Source organism: Fervidicoccus sp. SLHALR4, from assembly GCF_058692745.1.
Genome location: NZ_CP182483.1, coordinates 1,106,078 through 1,130,465, shown reverse-complemented (window position 1 = coordinate 1,130,465; position 24,388 = coordinate 1,106,078). Strand labels below are relative to the sequence as shown.

Sequence of the window (24,388 nt, the reverse complement as noted above, 5' to 3'; positions counted from 1 at the left end):
TTTTCATTCATTAACTGAGATTAATGTGTTTTGAGCTCATATGCAAGAGATGTCCCGAACGTTACAGCTATACCGAGCGTCATTGTCCTATTTATTCAAAAATTTTTGCGAAAAAGGTTAATTTATATTTTTACTTGTCTGCCAAAAGAAAGAGCAGATTGAGAAATATTCTTAAACGATAAAAATCTGAGGGAGACATTGGTTGCGTTTGTAGTTTGTCTAAAGGTTTGCTCCTGTTAACGTAGAGTATAATCACTTAGAAATATTTTGGAAATAGAAAACTTATAAATAATTTTTCATCCTCACACTGAAAAGTGAGGTTCGGTTGTAGAGAAGGTAGATGACGAGGATGCCACGAGTCAAAGCTGACCTCCACATCCATTCATGCTACAGCGACGGAGAATCCTCTCCAGAGGAAATACTCATCGAGGCGGCTGAGAAAGGCTTGGGAGCAGTCTCTGTAACCGATCACAATACATTCAAAGGTTCGCTTGAGGCTCTGAGAATAGCCAAAGAGAAAAATATTGATATCATAGTTATCCCCGGAGCAGAAATTAGAACTGATCTCGGGGACTTCTTAGTTTACTGCAAAGATCCCGTGCAAGTCCAGCCTAATATGTCCGCAGAGGCCTTGCTCGATATAGCAGAAGGAAGCGGATGCATAGCAGTACCAGCACATCCATTCGACACAGTTAGAGCGGGAATAGGAATTGCTGGGCTGAAAAAAATACTGAGGAGGATTGCAGCGATTGAATGCTTCAATGCCTTCTCGAGCTCTCTTTCCAACAGGAAAGCTCATGACTTCGCTACAATGAACGGCTTGGGCTGCTTTGCCAACAGTGATGCACACACAATTAAGGCTATTGGACAATTCTACACGATTTTCGAAATAGATCCAACTGGTCCGCTTGATTCTCTGAGAAATTCGATAGCAGCAAAAAAACTGGAACCAGTAGTGCGAAAGATTGACCTAGCGATTTATATCGAGAAGTTGAGATGGAGCTTAGAGAGGAGGATTTCAAAACGAAGGTCGAAGTGCTTGTAAATCCGAAGAAAAAAATCAAGGTAAGCTCTGACTGCGACGGATGTGGGAGCTGTGTTTCTGTATGTCCAACCGAAGCAATCAAGATTGTAAATGGAAAGCTGAACATAGAGGGAAGGAAGTGCGTTGCGTGCTATGCATGTGCAATACTGTGCCCTAAAGGAGCTATTGAAATTTCGTGGTTCGATGGTAAGAGCCTCAAGTTGGATTTAGAGCAGAGATGATTCCCCAAGGATATTGGACAGCTGAATATTCCTCAAAAAATTATTTGATGGAAAGTTTGTCATATTAGTTTGGTGTCAGTAGCTTGATAGAGAAAGAACTGCTGTCAATTGGGTTCATTCTCGTTTTCGTAGGGTTTGTCGTGTTAATCATAGGCGGCATTTTGATGGCCCTCAGAAGCGGCGGAGAAGTCGAGGGAGGGGGTGTGATTTTCATAGGACCCATTCCAATAGTATGGGGGTCTTCAAAGGAAATAACAAAAAGCCTTTTAATTGTTACGGCGATCATCAGTAGTTTGTTGTTAATTGCTTACATCCTGCAATACACAAAGCACTAGGAAGTGTAGTGAGTTGGAGGCAAGCGCTTCGAAGAAGAAGTTCACAGTCAGGAACGCTACATATGAAGACCTACCTCAAATTATCAGGATCAATATGGAAGCTCTGCCTGAAAATTATCCAGAATACTTCTTTATCTTTCATCTGGATAACTGGGGGAAAGCATTCTTCGTTGCTGAAGTTGAGGGCAAAGTCGTCGGCTATATCATGAACAGAATAGAGACTGGTCTGGGGTTCACAAGAAAGCTAATAGTCAAGAAAGGACATGTGGTTTCAATAGCAGTGCTGGAAGGGTTCAGGAGAATGGGTATTGGGGAAGAGCTGATGAAGAAGGGTATGGAAAGCATGAAAAACGACTACGGCGCCAAGGAAGTCTACCTGGAAGTCAGAGTCTCCAATGAGCCCGCAATAAGGTTATATGAGAAGCTCGGTTTCAAGAAAATTAAAGTCATAGAAGGATACTACAGTGACGGAGAAAACGCTTACGTGATGGCCGCCCCACTCTGAGCAGAACTGAAAACTTTTTCGTGACACAACAGCAGTTCTGTCTAAAGATTCATGCTCTTTCTTTTCGCAAAAGATATAAACATGCGCCGGGGGGAGGGCTCGAACCTCCGGCCACCGGGTTAACAGCCCGGCGCTCTACCCGCTGAGCTACCCCGGCTCTGTTTTCGATGAAAGATAGGCGAAAACCATATTTTAAGATTTACTCTGATCTCTCTTACAGCCTAGAGAGTGAATACGGAGGATGGAGGCATTGAAAATAGGCGTTATTTCAGACACACATGATAACTTGGCACATGCAATGAGGTGGGCAGAATTTTTCAAAAAGGAGAACGTCGATGCAGTTATCCACCTCGGAGATAACAATTCGCCCTTCATCTTCAAAAACATATTTGATAAATTCCAGGGAAGAGGATTTGCAGTACTTGGAAACAACGATGGGGACAGGCTGCTGATAAGCAAATTGGCTGGCCTCTTCAATATAAAAATTTCTGAATACATTGCTGTCCACGAGATCGAGGGCATGAAGTTTGTTCTGATGCATGGCTTCGGCTCGCCGGAGCAAACTAGGATGATAGTTGAGTCTCTCGCAAAATCTATGAACTTCTCCGCTGTTCTTTACGGCCATACACATGAGCCAAAGGTCGAAAACCAGTACGGAACCCTCATTCTCAATCCAGGAGAGGCTGGAGGAATTCTGACCGGAAGAGCTACAGCTGCGATTCTATACACCAAACCGCTTTCAGCCAAGATAATAGAAATCGGAGAAATATCTCAATAAAAACTAATCCGTTTAATCGGAAGAAAATTTTCTTTAAAAAACCTAAGTTGCTTTCGATTGGTATAGATGTTAGAATGACATTGTTTCTTCTTCCAGACTGCTCAGCCTCAGAGTCTTGTGCTTGACGACCCTCTTTGGTTTCAGCTTGCTCACAACATACTCGAAAGCAACATCTGGTTTTGTGTGCTCTCCGCAGGTGTAGATGTCCAGCGTCGCGTAGTTGTATTCGTTCCAAGTGTGGAGTGCGAGGTGGCTCTCTGTAACGAGTATTATCACGCTTACTCCTCCTTTCTTCCCTGGAAATGACCAGCTCTTCACTTCCACAAGCGTTGCATTGGCGATTTTGGCCGCTTCTATCATAGTTTTTCGAAGAAATTCTTCGTCGGTCAACAGCTTCTCGTCCATCCCGTAGAGGTTTCCATATACGTGCTTACCAACAATTATATCTTTTTTATTCCTTTCTTGATTCTCTTCTACCTGTTCCATCTCCTTGACCCTTCTATTCATGCCTAACTACATTAAAAGGATTTTTAAGGTTATTCCCAACCTATTTTGCTTTTTCTGAGCAATTTATATTATAGATAGAGTAATACCCTTCGAACTCACTGAGCTTAATGATATTACCGGAGAGGGATAGGCGGCACTTCATCAGAGGAGCATCGAGCACCATAGTTTCTGCTTCGCCGCCTTCGAAAGCGGGATTGAAGCCGTATTTTCTCGACAATTTGATGATTTCTTCGGTGGCTTTTTCATCTATTTCTCTGCCTAAAAGCCTAAGAGGGAGCCCGTATGCTGAAATTTTGATTATAGCATATCGGAATCCAAGCCTGGGAAGGCTTCTCATGTAGCTTATCTGGTCTCGGCGCCAAAGCGGAGTGTAAGCTTTCATTCCCAGCTTTCTCAAAATCTTCGAGAAACGAATGTATTGGAAGTCTGAATCGATAGCGCCTATGGAAACTGCTTCTGCATTGAAGTCTCTCTTGACAGCTTTCAACAATAACTCCAGATCGTAGATCTCGTCCCCACTACCTTCTTGCAAGTAAAGCGGTACTTCATAAGCTTTTTCATAAATTCTCAAATGTTCTATGGCCGGTGTGTGATAAAGCATGGAATCTTTGTCGACAGGCTTTACAGCCGCAAGGCATTCTATGCTGTGTCCAGATATGACAGCCATATGGAGGGCGAATGTGGAGTCCTTGCCACCGGTGAAAAGCGCGCACATTCTCAATGCTGTCCACTTAGGGCTTCGTTCTGTCTCTAAGCCTTGGAAAAGGTGTGGCATCTCTTATATGCTCCAGCCCAGCAATCCACATGGCAACCCTTTCAATGCCCAATCCATATCCGCTGTGCGGCACAGAACCGTACTTTCTTAGATCCAGGTACCAATAGTAATCGCGCGGGTCATAACCTTGCTCCTTTATTCTGTTCAGGAGAACCTCGTAGTTGTCCTCCCTCTGGCTTCCTCCAATGATTTCGCCGTAGCCTTCTGGAGCAAGGAAATCGAATCCCTTCACAACCTTTTCATCTTCTTCGCTGACCTTCATGTAGAACGGCTTTACACTCTTTGGGAAGTGTGTTACGAAGAACGGCGTTTCGAATGATCTAGTGAGAACTGCCTCCTCATCTGCTCCATAGTCATCTCCCCAGTTTATTTGAACTCCTTTCTTCTTCAGAATGTCAATGGCTTCAGTGTACGTTATTCTTGGGAATGGAGCCTTAACTCTCTTCAATGGCTCTACGTTTCTCCCCAAGATTTCCAGCTCCTTTGCTCTTTCGTCCAAGACGTTTTGGACAACGTACTCAATCGACTTCTCTGTCACATCCATAAGCTCCTCCATGCTCATCCATGCCGCCTCTACTTCGAAGTGGTAGTATTCAGAAAGGTGCCTCCTCGTTCTCGACCTTTCAGCTCTGAAGCTTGGAGTTATTGAAAACACTTTTTCCAGGCTATATATTAATACTTCCAAGTAAAACTGCGCGCTCTGACTGAGATAGACGGGCTCTCCGAAATAATCAACCTTGAAGAGAGTTGCTCCACCCTCTACAGCAGAGGATGTGAGGATGGGAGGAGTTGTCTCGTACCATCCGTCATTTAAGTAGAATTCCCTCAAAAGCTTCATAATCGAGTGCTTTATCTTCATTACAGCTGTTAGATGGGTGCTCCTCAGCCAGAGATGTCTGTTATCCAGCAGGAACTCAACCCCTTCTCCTCCTTTGATGGGAAAGTCTTCGCTGAATGAAACTACCCTCCCGCCCATTACCTCTACTTCTTTTCCTCCCGGAGCCCTGCTGTCTTCCTTCACTATCCCTTCAATCTCTATGCTGCTTTCCCTCTTCGCTTCTTCAAAGCTGCTGAAAACGTTCCTCTCAACTTTCTCCTCCTCGACAACGCACTGAATGTAGCCGGTAGAATCTCTGAGCCAAATGAAGATCTTTTTTCCGACGTGGAACTTCCTGTGAATCCATCCTCTTAGCCTGACTTTGTCTCCGCTGTTCATCGAAAATGCCTGTTCCACTTTTGCGAAACCATCCAAAAGCCTTCACCTTCGCTACAGCTTGAACTTTGATTGAAACCCATTTATTTCTTTTATATCCCTGCCACGTTCACTTTCTTCAATCCAAAGCTTTTATAATTCAGCACAGGCTTCAAAGACAAAGCTATTTCCCTTGCCTGCATTTATGTGTGAAAGACTTTTTTCCACGAGGTTTTGGGCAAGGAAAGGAAGGATCTAAACTGAAAAAGAAAAGTCATCGATCTCTCTCTCAAAGCAGAGCCTATCAAGGAAGAAATACATCCAAAAGGAATTTATGAAGCCAAGAGTAGCTAGAGATGTTGAAGCTATCCACACCCATCCTGGGCCCTTCCCTGAAATTTTTCCCAATTTAACAGAGGCTCCAGTTCCAATTGTGAGGAAAGAGAATATGCTCAGAAGGAGCGCTTCCTTAAACCTTGTCCCCATTCTTCCATTGCTGTAGGAGGAGAAGCTTTCGATGCGGAGTGTAAAAACAGAAAGAGCTATAGATGTGAGGACATATGCAGCTAGATAAAGGGGGATTGCGTATTGTAGAATATAATTATGGGAAAGATAGCTGAACATAGCAAAAACGAACAAGCTGGAATTCAAAAGCGGCAGGAATATGCTGAGAAGCTTCCAGGACCGAGAGCACCAAATCATTCTTCGTCCTCCAGAACCACGGTTAGATAGTTAAACTGCCGGTCATATGCCAGCTCTTCGATGCGGATCTCCTCTATGAAGCCGCTCTCAACTGCATAGTTCTCCATCTCTCCATAGGGTATTTTCTGATCGAAGGTCGTGTCAGAAGGAAAGGCGAAGACCACTGAGAATCTGTTCAGAGAAGGCAGAGGAAAAGCCCCTTGCAGACAAGCAACGAATGGGTTTACTATTAGTCTTTTCCATATGGTCTCCCTCAGAGCGAAAGTTGCTCTAGAGAAGCTCAGGGTGTTCAGAACTATTGTGTCCCACTCAGTTCCCTTGAGGTTTTCAGGAGATATGAGGGATATTCCGTTTAATCCCTTCAATTTAGCCTGCAATCCGAAGAAGGTGGCATCACTGAAAATTCTTGCCAGGAGATAGCTCTGGAGACCATCGCCTCCGACAACTAGGGTCCTCCCTTCTGAGCTGGTTATTATTGTATATAGTACATCGTAAATGAAGAGCATCTCAGGAAATCTGAGGCTGCTTGGAGGCTTCCTCAAGCGATCGGCTGGATAGGGAAATATTTCGCTTCCTAGGCCTTCAACTCCTATAGGGGGGAGGGTGGAGCAGTCCTTGGGGTAAATTGATGCCTCTTCTGGAATACTCTGCGAATGCTTTTCTAGAACTCTTCCATAGCCAAGAGTTCCAATAAACTTTCTATCTAAGACTCCACTGAGAATCCAGGAATCCAAAGGGGTTAAGAGCACTCTCCTCATTTTTATCGGAACTTCTCCTTTGCTGAGATCTAAGGGAGGTATGGGATCCTTCTCCACCACTATGCCTTCATGACCTGCTCTCATTCTCCTTATCATTCTCATGTTTCAATTCTCCCTCATGCCTCGCTTCTCCAAGCGATAGTATTCTTTCGATTTTTTCCCTTGGAACTTTGAACACCCTCCTAGCGATCGTAGCGATGTACCTGTCATCGGGGGCCAGCTTTCCGCTACCCAGCTTAAGGACCATCGCCTGCTTCATAGCTTCTTTTTCAAGCCTGTTCCTGACCTCCCCGGTCGTTATCATCTCTGCCAATTTAAAGCCTATGTAGAATTTCTTGAAGTTCCTAACGTCCTTGGCATTTTCTGGAAATATCCTCTCAATTTCAGACATGAGCCTGAGAAGCTCATCTTCTGAAGAGAAACCAAATACGACCTTCGTGAACTCGACCCTCAATATTCTCGCCACATCGTTGCTGGTAAGCACATCTGTCCCAAGCTTCTCCAGCGCCCTGGACTTCTTCGTGGCATCATCATCGTTGGAAAGGATTTCTCTAGCAAATTCCTCGTACTTTATTTCGCGATCGAAGAGGCTGCTGAAAAGCTCTGGATAGTCTTCGTCTATGCCCATTCCGTATTTCCCTATCACGTAAAGGGTCGCCATCTCCTTATCATAGAGATCCTCGGGTTGAGCGATACCTCTGAATGGGGATATTCTGAGCTCCTCGTACTTTCTCTTCAGCAGGTCAACAACTTCTCCTCTATCTGAAAGACCTCTCTCTGCTATCTCGCTCAGGACATCTATAGCTACAGACACTTTCTTTCGGTACACGCCTTTCTGTACTGCCAACCGAAACACTCTCCCGATCCGAGTTTTGAAAATACGAAAGGATATTTCTTTTCTTGCTGTCTAGTTTGTCTTGTTTCAATTTTCTATTATTTTAATCCTACTGTTTAGCAATTGTCTGCCTTCGCTTTATCTGACCAGTTTTTTGATAGGTGAAGCTTCACTCGCTAAGCTTTAGCATCGAGGCTTATATATTGAATTTCGACAAAGAATCGATGGAAGCTCGTCGAAGCAAAGGATAGAATAAGGTCGCAAGGGCAACCATCACTCAAGCAAACTGTGCTCATGAAGTTAAGTTTTTTACTTATTCTTAGATCAGATCTAATCAAGGTCGAGCCGATTGAAGATTGAGAGTAAAATTAATTCAATGCTCCTCAGTTATGAAACTAGGCTAAGCGCATTTCTAGAAGATTACGGGGATCGCGGGAGGGCAGTATTAGAAGCTGCGCTCAGGAGGGCAGAGGAGCTCTCAGCACATGGCAATAATTCTCTCGGAGACTTTGACTACAAGGGAGTGAAAGAAATTCTCGAGAAAATGGGAGAAAGCGCAAATCCCAGCACTTTGCTTGGAGTAATGGAAAGGAAATATGGTCTGATTGAAACATCATACAAATCAAGCAAGCAACACTGGTGGAGGTTCTATGATTTTTCCGCAATTGCTAAGGCTCTGAGGGGAGTAGAAGAAGGTGATGAGGATAAGAAGATCGTTCTGGCCATGTATGCTTCTCTTGAACCGAAAAAACTTTTGGGAAATCTGAAGAAGATTTCCTCTAAGCCTAGGCTCGACCATGCCGATAAAGTGCTCTTCAGAAAAATTGCCTTTGAAGAATTGAATAAAGTTGGAGAAGTTTTGAAGAAAATGATGGAGAGGGAAAGTGAATTCAAAGAAGAGATCGGGATCTTGAAAGAGATCATTAGGATGGCCGAGGAAATATCCATTAAATTAATAAGGGAGCAGTAGGAAGAAAAAACGATAAATAAAAATGCAGGATAGTCTGATATGAGAAAAAACGGTCATAATAAAATGAGCCTTATTCTTTTCAAGGCAGAGCTAATGAGGCATGCCTTCACCTTCGAAGTCCGTGGTGATCTTCTTAATGACAAAATACAGAGACCATAAGGAAGTATATACAAGAGACTACTCCAGATGGAGCGTTTATCCCAAAATCCCGAAGCCAGACGAGTTTGGACCTCAGAACAAAATATATCCTGGAGCTGTATTGACGCTGGAAATAAGTGATATCGACGAGAAGGGACGCGGCGTTGGAGTTTTGAACAAAGTGAAAATCCACGTGAACGGGGGATGCACTGTAGGAGAAAAAGTCAAAGTCAAAATAGTGGAGAAAAGAGGTGAAGAGGCGCTCGCAGATCTCATAGAAGTACTGAGGTGAAGATGTTGGGCGCTTCGCCCTCGCTCAGGTTCGAAATTGTCCAGCTTAAAATCCCCGAATCATCCAATGTCATTGTGGGAAGGAGCCACTTCATCAAAAGCGTGGAGGACATATATGAGGCTCTGGTAACAAGCTCAACTTCAATAAGATTCGGGCTAGCTTTCAATGAAGCAAGCGGTAAAAGGCTGATAAGATATGATGGCAACGACGAAGAGCTGGAGAAAGCTGCCATTGAGAGCGCTAGAGCTATTGGAGCAGGACACATCTTCGTTGTATATTTGAGAAATGCTTGGCCGATAAACGTTCTGAACGCGCTGAAGAACGTGCATGAAGTAGTTACAATATATGTGGCAACGTCCAATCCTGTTCAGATAATAGTAGCAGAGACGGATCAGGGAAGAACAGTTATAGGAGCAGTTGACGGATTTACACCGATCGGCGTCGAAAGCGAAGAAGATAAAGAAGAGAGAATAGAGTTTCTGAAAAAGATAGGATACAAAAGATGACGATCTTTTTCAAAGTTTTCTAGCAGTTCCGGGAAGAATCCTGAGCTATGGTTGTTTCAATAATAAGTTTTTATTAAAAGTCAAAATCAAAAAAATGTTCTTATTAAATGAAAAGGTTTTTGCTCGACTCACTTCATGTGCTCCTCTATGAATTCTTTGATCAGTTCGGTTCCCTTTTCGATGTTCTCTCTTTTCGTAGCATAGCTGAACCTTACGAATTCATCTCCGTATTTTTCAGAGAAGCTTCTGCCTGGAAGGATTAGCACTCCTTTCTTCCGCAACAGTGACAAAACGAATTCTTCAATGGATAAGCCGGTCATCTTCAAAGCTTCTGCTATTCTCGGGAAAACGTAGAATGCACCCTCGGGAACATACGTTTCTACACCAGGTATGCTGCTGAGCTTTCTGTAGAGGAGATCCCTTCTCTCTCTGAACTCTCTGACCATCTCATAAGTTCTGGAAAAGTCGCTCTTGAGAGCGGTTATTCCGGCCCACTGCACGAAGTTCGGAGCACAGGAGTAGACATTGACTGCGAGGGTGTCCAGCAGGGAGATCAAATCGCTCCTTCCCGCAATATATCCAAGTCTCCAACCTGTCATGCTGAATGTCTTGCTGAACGACTGTATCAATATAGCGTGCTCCTGCCACCCTTCAAGCTGCGTTACACTGAAGAAGTTTCCGTCGTAGATGAAATAATCATAGACTTCATCGGAAATGAGGGCTAGGTTGTGGTCTGCCGCCAGCTCGTATAGTGCTTTCACCACGCTCTTTCCGAACACGTTTCCAGTGGGATTGTCTGGATTGTTGATCACGATTGCGCTCGTCTTAGGGCTGATCTTTTCTTTAACGTCTTCTATTTCCAGCTCAAATCCTCTATCCTTTCCGAGCCACCTCATAGTAACATAAACCGGCTTTGCCCCAAGAAACTTTGCCGTCTGCCCATAAGCATAGTAGGAAGGCTCTATTACTATAACTTCCGAACCTCTAGGAACAACACCGGACATTGCCAGGAATATCGCCGTCTTTCCCCCAGTTGTGACCAGTATGCTCTTCGAGCTCACATTGGCACCGTATTTCTTGTTCAAATACTCCGAAATAGCCTCTCTCAGCTCTGGAATTCCTGCGGATTCCGTGTAACCCGTCTTCCCTTCATCAATAGCTTTCTTTGCTGCCTCCTTGATATGGGGGAAAGTGTCGAAGTCGGGCTGACCTATCCCGAAGCTTATTATCTCCTTCCCAGTTTCTCTCGAGACCTCTCTCGCCTTAGCGAGGTAGTAAAAGGCCTGCTCCCCTTCCAGCTGATTCAGTTGTTCGTTGATTTTCATATAGAGATACACCAAGGATAAATAGTATTTTTAATAATTTAAAAATTTTTAATTCCTTTATATACGCTGTTGTTCATTTAATTAATTTTTTTCACTCCAAATTTGTATTAATTAGGTTGCGCCCTAAATTGCCTGCACTTCCAACTTTCATAGAAGACAATTCGAACTATAAACTAAATAATACAGTTCTGCAGAAGAAAAGAGAGGGGATAGATTTGGCAAGGAAGAGAAGAACTAGAACGAGCACTGCTGAAGAGAGCGCAGCAGCTGAGTCGAAGCTTGAAGTTATGGCTACAGTGACGGTCTACCAGCCATATCTCTTAGACTTGGGAGAGATTGCCCTCTATGGATACGTTCCATTTGAAGAGAACTTCTCAAGTGAAAAGATCGAGTCCTACTCTGTCCTGGATTCGATAAAACAAGGTACGAGGCTGCTGGAAAAGTGGAAGACTTCCATGAAGTCCAAGCTAAGGGAAGGTTTGATAATAGTAGATCTTGCAGGGAGGGGCTTTACCATTCATCTCGGCTCTTATTTGGAGGAGAGCTCATTTCCTCAGCTCCTCTTCCAGAGACCTGCCAGACTGAATGGTGTGGGAAAGTTAGCCAGGAACGGTGAGAAATGGCATATAGAGTGGTTGAGAAAGACAATTTCCAAGGAATTTTACATTTACGAAGGAGAAGTGAGGTTTTCTGGAGATCCCTTTGATGTGATTTTGGAAACCGATCAAGGGATGAGAGTGGTGTTTGTTGAGGAGCAGGCCGTGGCAGATGGAAATAGAGCCGGAAAGACCGGATGAAATAAGAGCTATGTGCATTTCGATAAAGGCTGCAGAAGACCTCATTGCTGAGGGGGCGAAAAGAGTTTGGCTCGATTTGGAAAGCAGGAAAATCATCCTAGCAGATGTGCTAGACAGCGAGGTGATAAAAGAATTCGTCGAGAAATACGGAAATGAGGTTGAGATCTCCACAGGTGAGTCATCGCTTGCTCGAGCTATTCCCATCAGTTCTGCTTACCTCCAGTTTCCCCACATATTCTCAGAAGCATCGAGGAATGTTTTGGGGGCAATAATAGAGAGAACAATGAAAATAGGAAGAGAACACGCCGCATTTTTTACGGATAGCGGAACGGCTATAGCGATAGAGGGAGAGGAGAGGAGGGTCCTCTTCCCCATATCTTCTCTCTGCGCCGCAGTCCACACGCATCCGGTGGACAGAAGATACCACCCCATGGCTTCATGCTTTCCTTCCAAGGCCGATATGAGGAATGTCGTCAGCTTTTATCTGGACGGCGGTCTCCTTTTCGGAATAGGCTGCTCCAGCTACATCCTTTACTTTCAGAGGACGAAGATCATAACTAATGATGTGCTGGAAGACCTGGCTGAACTCCCAAATAAAGTAGAGAAAATTGCTAAACGTGCAGCGAAAGAGAGTATTGATGTATTTGGGGAGCTCACCAGAGCAACGGAAGGGCTTCCACTGAAGATTTTGACATATCACTTAGCTTGAACTACGATGCACTTATCGAGAGCAACATGGAAAATGAATAGCAATGAAGAGATTGATCCATTAGTTGTTTAGTTTCCCTAAAGAATCACAGATGAAAATTGCTGTGAGTGGGCCGGTATCTCCCCCGTTTAGAAAAGTCATTCTAAGCCTAAAATGCTCTTTATAATGCTGAGAAGAACGTTAGAACTCTTCTCTTCTATTGCGCTGTAAATTGGAACGGAGGGATATAGGTCTTCTGGGATCACTGTCTCCTTCTCCATAACATCCTGCATATACTCGGATTCCATTTTAGCTATAATCTCCTCTACTGCATGAGGATTTACTAAGCCGAGCTCCTTCTTCAGCTCAAGCAGGCCTCTCCCTGAGATGTATGTTGCTTTAGCAATCTCGTCTGAACTCATCCATTTTGTCTCATAGTTCAGCATGTCTCTCCAATCTCTCGAGCCTGCAATCAGCTTCACATGGTCTTCGAGATTCTTGGCTTTCAGCCTGTATCCAAGCTTCTCATTGAAGTCGAAAGCCAAGCTTCCAGGGTCTATGAAGGGGGCAAGAGGCGCGACAAAGAAGTCGAGCTTTTCAATGCAACCCTTATCTAATTTTCTCGAAAGGCTAGCCAAGTATTTGGGAAGAGATGCGGCATCTTCCAGCCTCTGCTTTGGAAGCCCCACGAGAAAGTAAAGATCGATTCTCCTTACATCAGAACGAATGGATTGCCTGATGAAGTTCTCCAGCGCCTCATTTCCATAGGGCCTGCCGTAGTATTTTCTTATGCTCTCTATGTGCGATTCAGGACTTATCTGGAAGAAAACTTCCGCATCAAGTGAAGCTAAATCATTTACGAGAGATTGAGGAGGGGGAGTGAAGAATTCAAAGAATATCGAGTTCAAATTTATGCGCTCACTCTTCAACGCATAGAGGAGTTTTTCCATATTCTTCATTCCGATGAGCTGGATGTCCCCCACCAAAAATATCGGTATCTTCATGTAGTCTGTTATGCTCTTTATCTCCTCAACGACCGATTTCGGAGACTTCGGAGCTACTGCTCTCCTTTTGAAGTACTTCGAATATGCATAAGCTGAACCGCCGCAACCCAAACAATTATATTTGCAACCTTTGAACAGAAATATCGCTCCGATCGGATGCTCTATGAAGTCGGCAAAGGGGATCCACCAAACAGGCTCAGAAGTGCGAGCTAAACTGCCGAAAAGAGCATGGTAGTCTATTGAAAACTCATCTAGGTTGTAAGGGACATAGGCGATATCGTTTACAATGATCCTCCTACCGTCTCTGTAAGCTAAGTTCGGAATCTCTCTCATCTTTTTGGCGCTCATCTTGCTCTCGAGCACCTTTTCAATAATTGGCTCAGTCGTATCGCCGAGAACTGCGAGATCTATCCAATCGTACTTGGAGAGGATTTCCTCATGAAATATGGTTGTGGAGAGGCCTCCGAGCATTATCGGGAGATCTGGCCTTTCCTCCTTTATGCTTTTCGCCAAATCTATTGCTCCGCTCGCATGCACCATCCAGTGCAGGTCTATGCCGACCAATTCAGCTTCTATTCTCCTGATATAGCTCTTCAGATCGAAGTAGGGATCCATTATCATCCTTGCAGCTAAATTGAATATCTCCACCTTGTAGCCTCTTTTCGCTAGGTAATTGGCCATTGAGAGGAATCCGTAGGGGTACATATCGAACAGCGGGGTAGACGGTACCACATCGGCTATGGGGCCGTACTTCCTCCTCTCCTCCCTGAAGCGGAGATAGCTTGGGGGATGTATCAGCAAAAGGTCAGCCATTTTTCTTTTCCTCGGCAGACAGCTCATCTATTAGTTCATTTATTCTGATATTATTTCTTTTCTTTAAAATTAAATCAACAAACTTCAATATCTTTTCATTGCCTGAGTACTCCGCCAGCGATTTAATTTTCTCATAAAGCAACTCTTCTGAAAGGTTCCTCGACGGATCCCCATACGGTATTTCCTCGTACTCTTCCAGGGTCTCTCCACTCTTAAGCTTAATTCTCACAGTCACTGGATGCTTGCTTGGAAAGCTCAGCGTGTAATCCTCTCGAACGGATATCCTGACCTTCCTCTCCAGCTCCCTAACTTGAGGATCAGAGAGAGATTCGCGAATTTCCTTCAGACCGATCCACTTCTTGACAAGTGAAGCGGCTGCAAGAAACGACAGGCTGAACATGGCTTCCTCAATGCTTGTTGGAAATCTCACATCGGCAACCTGTGCGGCTTCTTCGAAAACCTCTATCTGAATGCTCTCTATTTGCGAGGGATCGACCTTCTGGCTGAGCTTTATAGCTGCCTGAATTGTTGTGTGGCTGTTCCTGCACGTCGGGAATACCTTGTAGCCTACTCTGAAAATGGCCGGCGAGACACTTTCGTCCTCTGGAAATTCCTCGCACTGCTTGGTCAGCAGCTGGCACATTTTATGTTCCACATCTTCGAGGTTTTTATTCAATCCTGAAAAGGTTGAGTTCAGGAGATAGGAAAAATACCCAACGATGCTGGCGTGAGAAGGACTGAGAGGCTTTATTGAGACCAACTTGTTCAAAAGGGGCATGAACCCACCAGCGTAGGTTGCTGCTATAACCACAGAGTTCAGAATCTGCTCCTCGCTTCCACCATCTATCCATGAGAGCGATGCGCCCACGGCCATCCCAGCAATAGTGGAAGAATTGTGCCATATCTTGTAGTGAGATTTTCCGAGCCATCTTCCCAACTGCTCAGCAAACTGGTACCCAAAAATTATACCGCGCAGAACGTCTTCAATTGACATGTCGCTCTTCTGAGCTACGAGAGTGAGGGATGGAACGAGCGATGCGCCCGGATGCAGTATGCCGAGCGGAAGCCAGTCATCTAGCTCGAGAGAGTGCGCCGCGAAGGAGTTTATGAAAAGAGCATTGATTGCACTGGTTCTCATAATGCTGTCTCCGAAAACCGCAAAAGGACCCTCCTCATTTCCTTGAAGAAAGATCGCTCTGAGCCTCTTCACTCTGGAGTCTATGGTGTGCGAAGCCATTGCGATTGACATCGTGTCTGCGAACGATTTTAGAGCGGCCTTGTATTCGGCCTCAGCCGATTTTTCAGCAACGCTGGAAGCATTCTCTAAAAAAGATTGGAGCCTAGCCTTCAAGCTGCACACCACAGAACCGCTTATCCTCATTTGGAGAAAAGAAGTTAATATTAATCGAGGATAATACTTTCGGACAACTACTTATTTAAGGTGCTTGATCTAACTAAACCCTTAGCGGGAAGGGGAAATGACTTACTATGAAAGGATAATAGAGAGCGAGCTGAAGTCGCCCTCTGTTTTCAGGGAAAAGCACAAGCTGTATCCGGAGTACACGCCTGAACGCCTTCCCCATAGAGAAATGCAGCTCAGAGAACTCGCGCAGAGGTTCAGGAGCTTTCTCTCCTCCCCAGGAAAAGAGATGCTGAGGGTGGTGCTGGCTGGCTCGTATGGAACTGGGAAAACTGTAACTGCTAAGGTCTTCGGTTCAACCGTAACGTCTCTCGCAAGGAAGAAGGGCATAAATCTCAAATATGTGCACATCAACTGCTTCAAAGCAAGAACACTGCCGCAAGTAGTCCACTCGATTTCATCCGGATTGGGCATCTCTCTTCCCCAGAGGGGGCTCAGCGTTCAGGAGCTCCTCAGGGGGCTTCTGGACGATATGGAGAGGAAGAACCTATATGCTCTGATAGCTCTCGACGAATTCGATTATTTCATGGTCTCCAACTCAACGACTAACTCCCTTTATACACTCGTAAGGCTCTATGACGACTACTCTGTAGAAAAGAAGAGGATCAGCTACATGTTTATAGTGAGGGATCCGAGCGTCTTGGAGCTGGGTGGGGAGGCTTCGAGCTCGTTTTTCGTGCGCGACATAATAACTTTTCCCCCATATAGATCCGCCGAGCTCTACGATATATTGCGCGACAGAGCCCAAGAGGCCCTTTACCCTGGAGTAGTCACGGATGAAGGCCTGAATTACATTTCTGATTTGGAGGGATACGATAGGGGTGGAACCGGCAGCGCGAGAACCGCTCTGGAGATCTTGGTGAGAGCTGGAGAGATAGCCGACGCAGAAAAGCGGGGAAGCATCACGATAGACGATATAAGGAGGGCACAAGTGATTGTGAGGCCCGAGTCCGCCATCCTTCAAGACCAGCTGGAGTCCCTGGAAACGCATGAGCTTCTGATATTCCTCTCCGTGGTCAAGGCTCTGAAAAAGAGCGAGAGCAGCTTCGTTAGGATGGGTGAGGTAGAAGAAATCTACAGGAGAGTATGTGAAAACTACAGGGAAAAGGCCAGGAAGCATACTCAGCTCTACACGTATGTAATGAAGATGAAGAACATGGGAATTATTTCGGCAAAGAGCAGCGGAAAGGGATACAGGGGGAAGAGCACTCTGCTCGGGATAAACGGCGGATCGCTGGATGAGCTCGAAAAGAGGGCGGAGGAGCTGCTGGCGAGGAGGGGGAAATGAAGCTTGAGCTCTCTGATAGGCAACAGAGGGAAGTACAAAGTTCTCAAGACAATATATGATTACGGAGAAGTAAACATTTCGAGGATTGCCAGGGAAACTGGACTGAATTATGAATATGTGAAAAGATACCTCTCAGAGCTGAAGAGCATGGGAATAATAAACGAGAGAACTTTCGGCAGGGCGAAGCTTTACTCGATAAACTATACCAGCTCGAAGGCTCTGCTCATCAGAGACCTTCTTAGAGAGCTGGAGAAGATGGAGCTGTAGGGATGCTGAGCTCTATCTCAGAGAAAGATTTTCCCGGAAAACTAAATAACATCGAGTGATGGAGCAGTACTCCTATCATCAGCTGGGTAGGCTGGGAGAATCAGTTGGGAAGCTCAAGGAAAAAGATCACAATACTCGACGGCTACACAGACGAGCCGGCCGGGCTTGGAGTCCCCCCGTACATTGATGTCTATCCCAGATACATAGCTGGTGCCGTATGGAGCGCAGAGCCTGATGCGCAGATAGTTTATTATACGATAGACCAGGCGAGAGGGGACTTTTCAAGATTCTTTAAGGAGGCTTCCTCTTCCGATTTAGTCATAGTCATTGCGGGGGTCGTTGTTCCTGGAAAATACATAGGCGGAACCCCTATAACGCCTGAGGAAGTCGAGCAGATCGGCCGAGTGCTCAACAACACCTTCACCGTTCTGGCAGGTCCTGCGGCAAGATTTGGAATGGGGGAAGAAGGGGGGAAGCCTGCTGTACCTCCCTCGAGGTTCAAGACCTTCTACAGAGCTGTGGTCAGCGGCGACCCGGAGATCTATGTGTGGGAGCTACTCAATTTTGGCGAAGAAAGGGCTGCAGAGTGGGTGAAGAGGAGAGACTACAGTCTGACGAGCAGATTTGCTCTGGTGGGAGCGAAAATTGTGAAGCAGCACCCCAACTACGGCTATAACCTGACTGCTGAGATAGAAACCTACAGAGGCTGCAGCAGGTGGATAGTAGGGGGATGCTCTTTCTGCATTGAGCCTCTCTACGGAAAACCAGTTGCAAGAGACCCAAACGATGTCATCGCAGAGATTTCAACCCTATATGAATTGGGCGTGAGGAGCTTCAGAATTGGGAGGCAACCAGACATACTTGTTTACGGTTCGGAGGAGCTCGGAAGGAAGGAGATCCCAAGACCTAATCCTGAATTTCTCGAAAGCTTCTTCAAGAAAGTGAGGGAAAGCGCAGGAAGCTCAAATATACATGTCGATAATGCGAATCCTGCTGTCATAGCAGAATATCCTGAGGAATCGAAGAAAGCCTTGCTAGGAATAATAAAGCATCATTCTCCTGGAGATGTCCTAGCATTTGGACTGGAGAGCGCGGATAATTACGTGGCGAAATTGAACAACCTGAACGTCGATTTCGAAGGAGCTGTCAAGGCTGTAGAGATAGTGAATATGGTTGGAAGAGAGAGAGGATCCAATGGACTCCCGCACATGCTTCCTGGGATAAATTTTATATTGGGTCTTCCAGGCGAATCTGCCAAGACATACGAGAAAAATCTGGAGTTCCTCGACATTCTTCTGGAAAAGAAGCTTATGGTCAGGAGAATCAACATAAGAAAAGTTCTTGTTCTCCCGAACACCAGGCTCAGCTTCCTCTGGAAGGAAAAAATGCTCGAGAAAAACCAGGATAGGGCAAGGAGATTCGTGTGGATGGTCAGGCACAAATACGACCCCGCGTTCCTCAGAATGGTTGCTCCTCCTGGAACGGTTCTCACCGATCTCTACGTGGAGAGAGAAGGGGGAGGGGATTACACTTATGCCAGGCAGCTGGGCTCTTACCCTCTGATGGTAGAAGTGAGGGGAAGGCTCAAACCTCCATGCATAATAGATGCGAGGGTCGAGGGGTACAAGGGGAGGAGCGTGAAGGGAGTAGCCATATCCCCCTGCCGGAGAAAGCCGTCATTCTCCTGAAGGTCTAACGGCTCTCTGATGAAGCTTCCCTCAAAACATAGCGCATGATCTCTCTGGCCAGGGCATCGCCTATTCCTTCGATGCTCTTAAGCTTAGATTCTCCGGCTTTGGCAAGATCTTCTAAGCTCTTGTAGCCGTGGGCGTAAAGCCTCCTGGCTCTGACCCTTCCGATGTTCGGTATTTTTGCCAGCTCAACCAGCTCTTTCTTGACTCCCTTTTCGACCCTGATGACCATCTCCTCAAGCAAGCTCCTGTAGGGCCGCGTTTCAGGAACTACTTCAGCCAGCCTGCTCAATGCATATGCGATCCAGCTCGCAGACTCTATGAAAGAGTATATGTCTCCAGGTCCTATGTCGTATCTGTCGCATATCTCCTGCTCCGGCACTTCGTTTATCCAGTCCAGCAAGAAGGATGCGGTTTTTATCTCTGACAGAGCCTCTTCATATTCTACATCCCTGTCTTGAAGGCCAAGCAGAATTTCTGGGAGGAACTGCATCATGAGCTCATCGAGCGATTCCATTTCTTTTCTCTTGATCCTCAATTTAGGCATGTCTGGAGAGGCCGCAATCAAGTGGAGGATGGAGAATTCCGAGGGACGCTTTCCTTTTTTGAAGGCCCTTATGGAATACATGGCAGTGAGGGGATCTATATAGAGCTCTGATACATATCTTCCAAGCTCAGTTGGGATGTATGCGCTGTCTGACATTATCACGAAGCCTCCATCCACTAGCATTTTCAGCGATTCCCTGGCGAGATCAACAAGCTTTTTCCTTTCAATCTGCCTCGAGAGAAGAAGCCTCTTCAGATATTTCTCTATATCCTCGCCTCTAGCTCCATTGTATGTTGCGATGTACGACAGGAGGTATGTTCTGAACTTGAGGGGGGATCCCATCTTTGAACTTATCTTCTCCGGCTTCCCGTTTATGTATAATTCGAAGAGATCTTCCACCTCGTACTTCTCCCTAGCAATGAGAATGGCTTCACCGTATTCATCAAAATCCGGCCTGCCAGCCCTTCCTGCGAACTGCTTGTATTCGAGGACCTTTATCGATTCGTTCCCTCCTCCTGCAACATACCTCTCAGAGCTTTCAATAACGACCCTTCTTGCTGGGAGGTTAACCCCCGCTGCAAGTGTTGGTGTCGCTACTATAACCTTCAATGCTCTCTCTCTGAAGGCCCTCTCTATTTCCCTTCTCTGCTCAACAGTGAGGCCAGCATGGTGGAAGGAAACACCAAACAGTACGAGGCGAGAAAGTTCCTGGTTGAGTGTTGAAACTTCACTCAGGTTTTTCATCTTCTCCGAAAGCTGCTCAGCGTTTGCATCTGTCGGCAGCTTCAGCCTCTCGGCCAAGGTCTTGGCCAGAGAAACCGCTCTTCTCCTGCTGTTGACAAAGACTAAAACCTGCCCCCCATCCTCAATAGCATCGTAGACAAGATCGAGTATGGGAGCTGAAAATTTAGATTTGACCTTCTTAGTTTCCCCATCTTTATATATAATGGTTCCCCTATAGAAAACCCCTTCTTTCAGGGGGACTGGCCTCCAATCGCTCTTTACAAGCTCCGCCTCCATCCATTCAGCGATTTCTTCCGGATTTCCAATGGTAGCAGAGAGGGCAAAGAACTGCGCTTGGGGAATGAGAAGCTTGAGGTTTGCTATAAGGCTCTCAAGGACAGGCCCTCTCTTTTCATCGTCCAAATAGTGAATCTCATCCACTATGATCAAACCGACTTCATCCAGCCACTTGGGCCTGTGCCTGACAAGACTGTCCATCTTTTCGTAGGTCGTGCAGATTATATCGTATCGCTCTAGTCTTGGCTCATCGGAATCGTAGTTTCCGACGGTTAGTATTGTGTTTAAATTGAAGTCACCGTAATAACTCTTGAAGTCCCTGTACTTCTCGTCGGCGAGGGCTTTCAGAGGGCTCAAGTACACAACCTTTCCTCTCCCCTTGAGCACCGTGTCTACGCCGAGCAGCTCCGCCAAGAGAGTTTTGCCCGAAGCTGTCTGAGTCACCATCAGTATGTTCTTCCCGCCGAAGAGACCTTTCCTGACCGCTTCTTCCTGAGGAGGAAAGAGCTCCTTGAGACCCCTGATCTCAACTTTCTTCTTCAAGAGCTTATGGATTGGCAGATCTGAAAAAAGCATTCGAAGTCACCGATGGACGAAAAAGCTACACTTTCGTATAGCAGTTCATCTTTTTCTCAGTCAGTATCCCTTCCTTGTGCATCCTCCTTATCAATTCTTCTAGCTCCTTTTCTGATATGCCCTCATGCTTCACTCTTTCATATATTTCCTTTATATTGGCGCACTCTGCTCCCGTCTCGTTCATGATCTCCGTCACTGTATCCTCTATCAGCATGAGCTTCTCTTTCTTGCTCTTGGGGACTCCTACCATAAGAGCGTCTATATCTATTACTCCAGTATCGCTCTGATAGCCTACTTGGTTGAGAAATACCTTCATCAGCCTTATTGCCTCATAAGCGTCTTCTTCTGTAACTTCGCTTTTCAGCGACATCTTCGCGTGGGCCTCAGCCAGCCTTATGAGAGCTTCAAGCTGCCTGGGAGTTATGGAAACAACGCCTGGTTGAGCTTCACTGCCCATCCTCCTCATTTCGACGAAGAAGTTCATGAGAGCTCTGTTGGCTTCTTCTGTTAAAACAGGCTTGACATGCCTTCTCGCATAGCTTATGTATTTCTTCAGAATGTCAATAGGTATCTCAGGCTGGATCATATCTGCCTCTCTGTGAACTTGGAGCATGTGCTTTGCCAGCATTGAGTCGTAAGCTACAGACGGCTTATCCTTGAGGATGAATATAAGGTCAAATCTGCTCAAGATAGTGACAGGCAGGTTTATGTTGTCTGTCACTGTCCTCTCGGGAACGTATCTTCCGTACTTTGGATTCCCAGCTGCGATAACGGCAGCTCTAGCATTCAGCCTCGCAACAATTCCTGCCTTAGCTACACTAACTGTATTGTGGAGAACCACTCCACCGCTCAGAAACCTGCGTGTGGGCTCTATGGTGAGGTCGTAGACCCACTCCTCTCCTCCGTTTTCCACCTCTTCGACGCTTTCTACTGCGTGCCAAGAGATGGAGTTGAGCTTCTCGATCTGATCGAGCACATTCGCCTTTTCGCTGCCAGCAGGCATGTTTTCCCTGCATGAAGCTACAAGCAGGGATATCTCCTCTCTAATCGGAGTGAATGGGGCAGGACATCTTATCGATGTGAAGAGCTTCTTAAATATCTTAAATAGAATTTCATCGGGAAATGGTGCCGTGTCGCTTATCCCTGGAGAACCAGGAACGAACGCCCCCTTTCTGATGGCATCGGCTCTCATCACATCTATCCCGGAGCTGGTCAAAACGAAAACCGGGTGCTCAGGCGTTACGGTGATCTCATATCCATTCGAATACCTTATCCTGTAGAACTTTGATGGAGCTCTGTGCTTGCTTATTAGGGCAGGCTTGACAGCAAAAACTTCTCTGAAGTCGGTAGTCTTGAGGAGAATATCATCTGGGATTTTCAGAAGATAAACAGTATCACCTACAGTTTGGGTGGGGAGCTGCTTCATGAGCGACTCGACGAATTCTCCGATCCTTATGAACTGACCATCCGCTAGCTCTAAGCGTGATTCTCCATGGAAGCTCTGCTGCTCCATAGCTTCGTGAATCGCCACTCTGTCCTCTTCCCTCATTTTGTCGATCTCGTCTATGAGGGCTACTCCCCCATCGGCGAGGACCATAGCACCTGCTTCAAGATAGAAATCGCCCGTCCTCTTGTCCCTTATCACAGCTGCCGTGAGCCCTGCGGCTGAAGATCCCTTGCCAGTAGTGTAGACTGCCCTGGGAGCAAGCCTGCTTACATACTGCAGAAGCTGGCTCTTTGCTGTACCTGGATCACCAACCAGGAGGATGTGGATGTCCCCCCTTATCCTCATCTTGTCCCTTGTTTCTTTCGGAACTCCTCCGAAAAGGGCTAGCGCTATTGCCTCCTTTTCGTCCCAGTGATCATAAATTGCGGGAGCTATGCTCGCTATTATCTTCTTCCTGATCCAGGGATCTCTGGAAAGCTCAAGTATCTTCTCCTCGTCTTCCCTTGTTATATCGACTTCCTCCAGAGTTTTCTGGCTCACCAATATGTTGTTTGCTTCTAGCTCCAAGTCATAGAGCGTCCTGTTTTTCTCCTTTGGAGGAACCACCCTCAGAATTCCCACTACTGTGATTCTGTCTCCTGGCCTTGCCAAATCGACGAGGTCTCTTGATAAAGTGACTTCTATGCTCCTGGGAATCTGCCCTGGGGGTATCTCTTCTGGCCTCTCCTGAACAACCACTCGCTGCCAGTCCGCATAAATGCTCTTCTCAGGAATAAGTTTGAAAGTCCCTCCAAGCCCGCATATAGGGCATGTCTGCGGATACTCGATAACATCTCCCAGCTCTTCATGGTCCTCGGGTGGCCATAGGAACTCCGCGCCGCACTCTTTCAATTCGCCTTTATCTACCTCGCCTTTTTTCCGAGAAATTGCGACGTGTTTCATCATAGCTCTAATGAGCTTCTGCTTCACAGGAGAAACTCTGACCAGGATACCCTCAAGTGATATCAGTGTGTTTACATGCTCGCTTCTTATGCTTCTTATGGGGATGTTCTCTGGGAGGTTGGCTAATCTAACGAAGAAGCTCCTCTTCTCTTCCGCATACCGCGGGTCGATATCCCCGATTACACTCCTCAGAGCTTGATTGAACTCATTTAGAGCTTTATCGGGGCTCTTGAGGATGTAGTAAGCTAGAGAGTCATCCATATAATGCAGATCGCTCCAGTCGACCTGAAGGGAGACCATACCGTTGTATATCATCTGCTTTATTCTCGAAACATATTTTCTCTCTTCGCCCTCCCTCGAAAAGGTGAGGAGGAATTCTCTGAACTTTTCCACATTGTCCTCCAGCTGAGTTTCACTCTCGTACTGTTGCTCTGTCATAATCCCAGCGCCTCTTTCCAGCTCTTAAAATCTCTGTAGAATTTTTCTACTAATATCATCTCTTCTGGGGTGACCTTTGTCTGGAGAGTCTGGACATCTATATCGTAGTTCAGTATAGATTCAAGCACCAGGTAAAGCCTCCTGGTAACTATCTTGCTGATCAGTTCCGTTACTCTCTTCTTTTCCTGAATGTAGCTGGGATCAGGGTTTTTCTTCAGGAGGGCTTCCAGGTGACGAAGGTGCTCAGAGCAGACCCAGTAGAAGTTGCTTGGCAACTGCTCTAGCTCTTTCGCCGTCCTCATCTTCCTGGTCTTATATTCTATTTTACTCAGCTCATCTACGGAGAACTCGTTCCACTTCCTCTGGACTATCCCCTTATCCTCAAGAGCATTGGCATACCAGCGCGGGAGCTCTATTTCCTCTCCCTTCTTAACGTTCACAGTAGCTCCGCTAGGAAGCTTGAGAGTTTCGCTCTCTGAGACCACCACAACCTTCACAGGAGTTCTTTCGAATGCCTCCTTCAGCAATGCCATCTCTTCCAGCATATGAGTGCACCGAGAGAGAAT

25 protein-coding genes, 1 tRNA gene and 2 pseudogenes are annotated in these 24,388 nt (G+C 46.0%); 13 read left to right on the top strand and 15 right to left on the bottom strand.

Features of this window, described 5'->3' with window-relative positions:
• The first annotated feature begins 340 nt into the window (after positions 1 to 340).
• The 4 genes from ACLGLO_RS06135 (at position 341) to rimI (ending at position 2,106) form a co-directional block, all read left to right on the top strand.
• Entirely contained in the window at positions 341 to 1,045 is a 705-nt protein-coding gene (locus tag ACLGLO_RS06135) for a PHP-associated domain-containing protein (RefSeq protein ID WP_492128030.1), read from the top strand.
• Positions 997 to 1,266, top strand: a complete 270-nt coding sequence (locus tag ACLGLO_RS06130) for a DUF362 domain-containing protein (RefSeq protein ID WP_492128029.1) — start codon at positions 997 to 999, stop codon at positions 1,264 to 1,266. The genes ACLGLO_RS06135 and ACLGLO_RS06130 overlap by 49 nt, the downstream gene beginning before the upstream one ends.
• An 83-nt stretch (positions 1,267 to 1,349) precedes the next feature.
• Positions 1,350 to 1,601, top strand: coding sequence for a TIGR00304 family membrane protein (locus tag ACLGLO_RS06125; RefSeq protein ID WP_492128028.1), 252 nt, complete (start codon positions 1,350 to 1,352; stop codon positions 1,599 to 1,601).
• 13 nt (positions 1,602 to 1,614) lie between these two features.
• Positions 1,615 to 2,106, top strand: a complete 492-nt coding sequence (gene rimI / locus ACLGLO_RS06120) for a ribosomal protein S18-alanine N-acetyltransferase (protein WP_492128027.1) — start codon at positions 1,615 to 1,617, stop codon at positions 2,104 to 2,106.
• An 84-nt stretch (positions 2,107 to 2,190) separates the two neighbouring features.
• Here the strand turns inward: rimI and ACLGLO_RS06115 are convergent.
• Positions 2,191 to 2,263 (bottom strand) — tRNA-Asn (locus tag ACLGLO_RS06115).
• Between the two features lie 84 nt (positions 2,264 to 2,347).
• Between ACLGLO_RS06115 and ACLGLO_RS06110 the strand changes: the two genes are divergently transcribed.
• Positions 2,348 to 2,884: a metallophosphoesterase gene (locus ACLGLO_RS06110; RefSeq protein ID WP_492128026.1), complete on the top strand. Its 537-nt coding sequence runs from the start codon at positions 2,348 to 2,350 to the stop codon at positions 2,882 to 2,884.
• A gap of 69 nt (positions 2,885 to 2,953) precedes the next feature.
• On the opposite strand, the gene speD is transcribed toward ACLGLO_RS06110, so the two are convergent.
• The 6 genes from speD to ACLGLO_RS06080 form a co-directional block, all read right to left on the bottom strand.
• Positions 2,954 to 3,370 carry an adenosylmethionine decarboxylase gene (gene speD, locus ACLGLO_RS06105; RefSeq protein ID WP_492128025.1) on the bottom strand — a complete coding sequence of 139 codons (417 nt, stop codon included), beginning with the start codon at positions 3,368 to 3,370 and terminating at the stop codon, positions 2,954 to 2,956.
• A 61-nt stretch (positions 3,371 to 3,431) separates the two neighbouring features.
• Positions 3,432 to 4,106, bottom strand: a complete 675-nt coding sequence (locus ACLGLO_RS06100; protein WP_492129154.1) for a diphthine--ammonia ligase — start codon at positions 4,104 to 4,106, stop codon at positions 3,432 to 3,434.
• A 16-nt stretch (positions 4,107 to 4,122) separates the two neighbouring features.
• Positions 4,123 to 5,382, bottom strand: a complete 1,260-nt coding sequence (gene asnS / locus ACLGLO_RS06095; RefSeq protein ID WP_492129153.1) for an asparagine--tRNA ligase — start codon at positions 5,380 to 5,382, stop codon at positions 4,123 to 4,125.
• 231 nt (positions 5,383 to 5,613) lie between these two features.
• Entirely contained in the window at positions 5,614 to 6,009 is a 396-nt protein-coding gene (locus ACLGLO_RS06090; RefSeq protein ID WP_492128024.1) for a hypothetical protein, read from the bottom strand.
• Between the two features lie 47 nt (positions 6,010 to 6,056).
• Entirely contained in the window at positions 6,057 to 6,914 is an 858-nt protein-coding gene (locus tag ACLGLO_RS06085; RefSeq protein WP_492128023.1) for a hypothetical protein, read from the bottom strand.
• On the bottom strand, positions 6,886 to 7,665 hold the full coding sequence (locus tag ACLGLO_RS06080) for a DUF2192 domain-containing protein (protein ID WP_492128022.1): 780 nt from the start codon (positions 7,663 to 7,665) through the stop codon (positions 6,886 to 6,888). The genes ACLGLO_RS06085 and ACLGLO_RS06080 overlap by 29 nt, the downstream gene beginning before the upstream one ends.
• A gap of 337 nt (positions 7,666 to 8,002) precedes the next feature.
• Between ACLGLO_RS06080 and ACLGLO_RS06075 the strand changes: the two genes are divergently transcribed.
• The 3 genes from ACLGLO_RS06075 (at position 8,003) to ACLGLO_RS06065 (ending at position 9,559) form a co-directional block, all read left to right on the top strand.
• Positions 8,003 to 8,623, top strand: a complete 621-nt coding sequence (locus ACLGLO_RS06075; protein ID WP_492128021.1) for a hypothetical protein — start codon at positions 8,003 to 8,005, stop codon at positions 8,621 to 8,623.
• Between the two features lie 136 nt (positions 8,624 to 8,759).
• On the top strand, positions 8,760 to 9,053 hold the full coding sequence (locus ACLGLO_RS06070; RefSeq protein ID WP_492128020.1) for a TRAM domain-containing protein: 294 nt from the start codon (positions 8,760 to 8,762) through the stop codon (positions 9,051 to 9,053).
• 5 nt (positions 9,054 to 9,058) lie between these two features.
• A complete protein-coding gene (locus ACLGLO_RS06065; protein ID WP_492128019.1) occupies positions 9,059 to 9,559 on the top strand; it encodes an adenosine-specific kinase in 501 nt (166 codons plus the stop codon).
• Positions 9,560 to 9,687: 128 nt separating this feature from the next.
• On the opposite strand, the gene ACLGLO_RS06060 is transcribed toward ACLGLO_RS06065, so the two are convergent.
• Positions 9,688 to 10,896: a pyridoxal phosphate-dependent aminotransferase gene (locus tag ACLGLO_RS06060; protein WP_492129152.1), complete on the bottom strand. Its 1,209-nt coding sequence runs from the start codon at positions 10,894 to 10,896 to the stop codon at positions 9,688 to 9,690.
• 203 nt (positions 10,897 to 11,099) lie between these two features.
• Between ACLGLO_RS06060 and ACLGLO_RS06055 the strand changes: the two genes are divergently transcribed.
• Together ACLGLO_RS06055 and ACLGLO_RS06050 are read left to right on the top strand one after the other, a co-directional pair.
• Positions 11,100 to 11,681, top strand: coding sequence for a hypothetical protein (locus tag ACLGLO_RS06055; RefSeq protein WP_492128018.1), 582 nt, complete (start codon positions 11,100 to 11,102; stop codon positions 11,679 to 11,681).
• Entirely contained in the window at positions 11,632 to 12,390 is a 759-nt protein-coding gene (locus tag ACLGLO_RS06050; protein ID WP_492128017.1) for a hypothetical protein, read from the top strand. Before ACLGLO_RS06055 ends, ACLGLO_RS06050 begins: the two co-directional genes overlap by 50 nt.
• A 137-nt stretch (positions 12,391 to 12,527) precedes the next feature.
• On the opposite strand, the gene ACLGLO_RS06045 is transcribed toward ACLGLO_RS06050, so the two are convergent.
• Both ACLGLO_RS06045 and ACLGLO_RS06040 read right to left on the bottom strand, forming a co-directional pair.
• Positions 12,528 to 14,186 (bottom strand): TIGR04190 family B12-binding domain/radical SAM domain protein, encoded by a 1,659-nt coding sequence (locus ACLGLO_RS06045; protein ID WP_492128016.1) that lies wholly within the window; start codon positions 14,184 to 14,186, stop codon positions 12,528 to 12,530.
• The gene (locus ACLGLO_RS06040; RefSeq protein WP_492128015.1) at positions 14,179 to 15,537 is read right to left on the bottom strand and encodes an MmgE/PrpD family protein; all 1,359 of its coding nucleotides are present in this window, start codon (positions 15,535 to 15,537) and stop codon (positions 14,179 to 14,181) included. Before ACLGLO_RS06040 ends, ACLGLO_RS06045 begins: the two co-directional genes overlap by 8 nt.
• A 127-nt stretch (positions 15,538 to 15,664) precedes the next feature.
• Between ACLGLO_RS06040 and ACLGLO_RS06035 the strand changes: the two genes are divergently transcribed.
• The 3 genes from ACLGLO_RS06035 (at position 15,665) to ACLGLO_RS06025 (ending at position 18,849) form a co-directional block, all read left to right on the top strand.
• Positions 15,665 to 16,894 carry an ORC1-type DNA replication protein gene (locus tag ACLGLO_RS06035; RefSeq protein WP_492128014.1) on the top strand — a complete coding sequence of 410 codons (1,230 nt, stop codon included), beginning with the start codon at positions 15,665 to 15,667 and terminating at the stop codon, positions 16,892 to 16,894.
• 3 nt (positions 16,895 to 16,897) lie between these two features.
• Positions 16,898 to 17,161, top strand: coding sequence for a winged helix-turn-helix transcriptional regulator (locus tag ACLGLO_RS06030; RefSeq protein WP_492128013.1), 264 nt, complete (start codon positions 16,898 to 16,900; stop codon positions 17,159 to 17,161).
• A 104-nt stretch (positions 17,162 to 17,265) separates the two neighbouring features.
• Complete coding sequence (locus tag ACLGLO_RS06025) at positions 17,266 to 18,849, top strand: radical SAM protein (RefSeq protein WP_492128012.1); 1,584 nt, start codon at positions 17,266 to 17,268, stop codon at positions 18,847 to 18,849.
• A gap of 4 nt (positions 18,850 to 18,853) precedes the next feature.
• On the opposite strand, the gene ACLGLO_RS06020 is transcribed toward ACLGLO_RS06025, so the two are convergent.
• The 5 genes and pseudogenes from ACLGLO_RS06020 to ACLGLO_RS06000 form a co-directional block, all read right to left on the bottom strand.
• Positions 18,854 to 20,962, bottom strand: a complete 2,109-nt coding sequence (locus ACLGLO_RS06020; RefSeq protein WP_492128011.1) for a DEAD/DEAH box helicase — start codon at positions 20,960 to 20,962, stop codon at positions 18,854 to 18,856.
• 58 nt (positions 20,963 to 21,020) lie between these two features.
• A complete protein-coding gene (locus ACLGLO_RS06015; protein WP_492129151.1) occupies positions 21,021 to 21,245 on the bottom strand; it encodes a hypothetical protein in 225 nt (74 codons plus the stop codon).
• 69 nt (positions 21,246 to 21,314) lie between these two features.
• A pseudogene (locus ACLGLO_RS06010) lies at positions 21,315 to 22,481 on the bottom strand (hypothetical protein); the annotation flags it as partial.
• Positions 22,482 to 23,822, bottom strand: a pseudogene (locus tag ACLGLO_RS06005) (AAA family ATPase); the annotation flags it as partial.
• On the bottom strand, positions 23,819 to 24,367 hold the full coding sequence (locus tag ACLGLO_RS06000) for a DNA replication complex GINS family protein (protein WP_492128010.1): 549 nt from the start codon (positions 24,365 to 24,367) through the stop codon (positions 23,819 to 23,821). The pseudogene ACLGLO_RS06005 and the gene ACLGLO_RS06000, both read right to left, overlap by 4 nt.
• Positions 24,368 to 24,388: the final 21 nt, after the last annotated feature.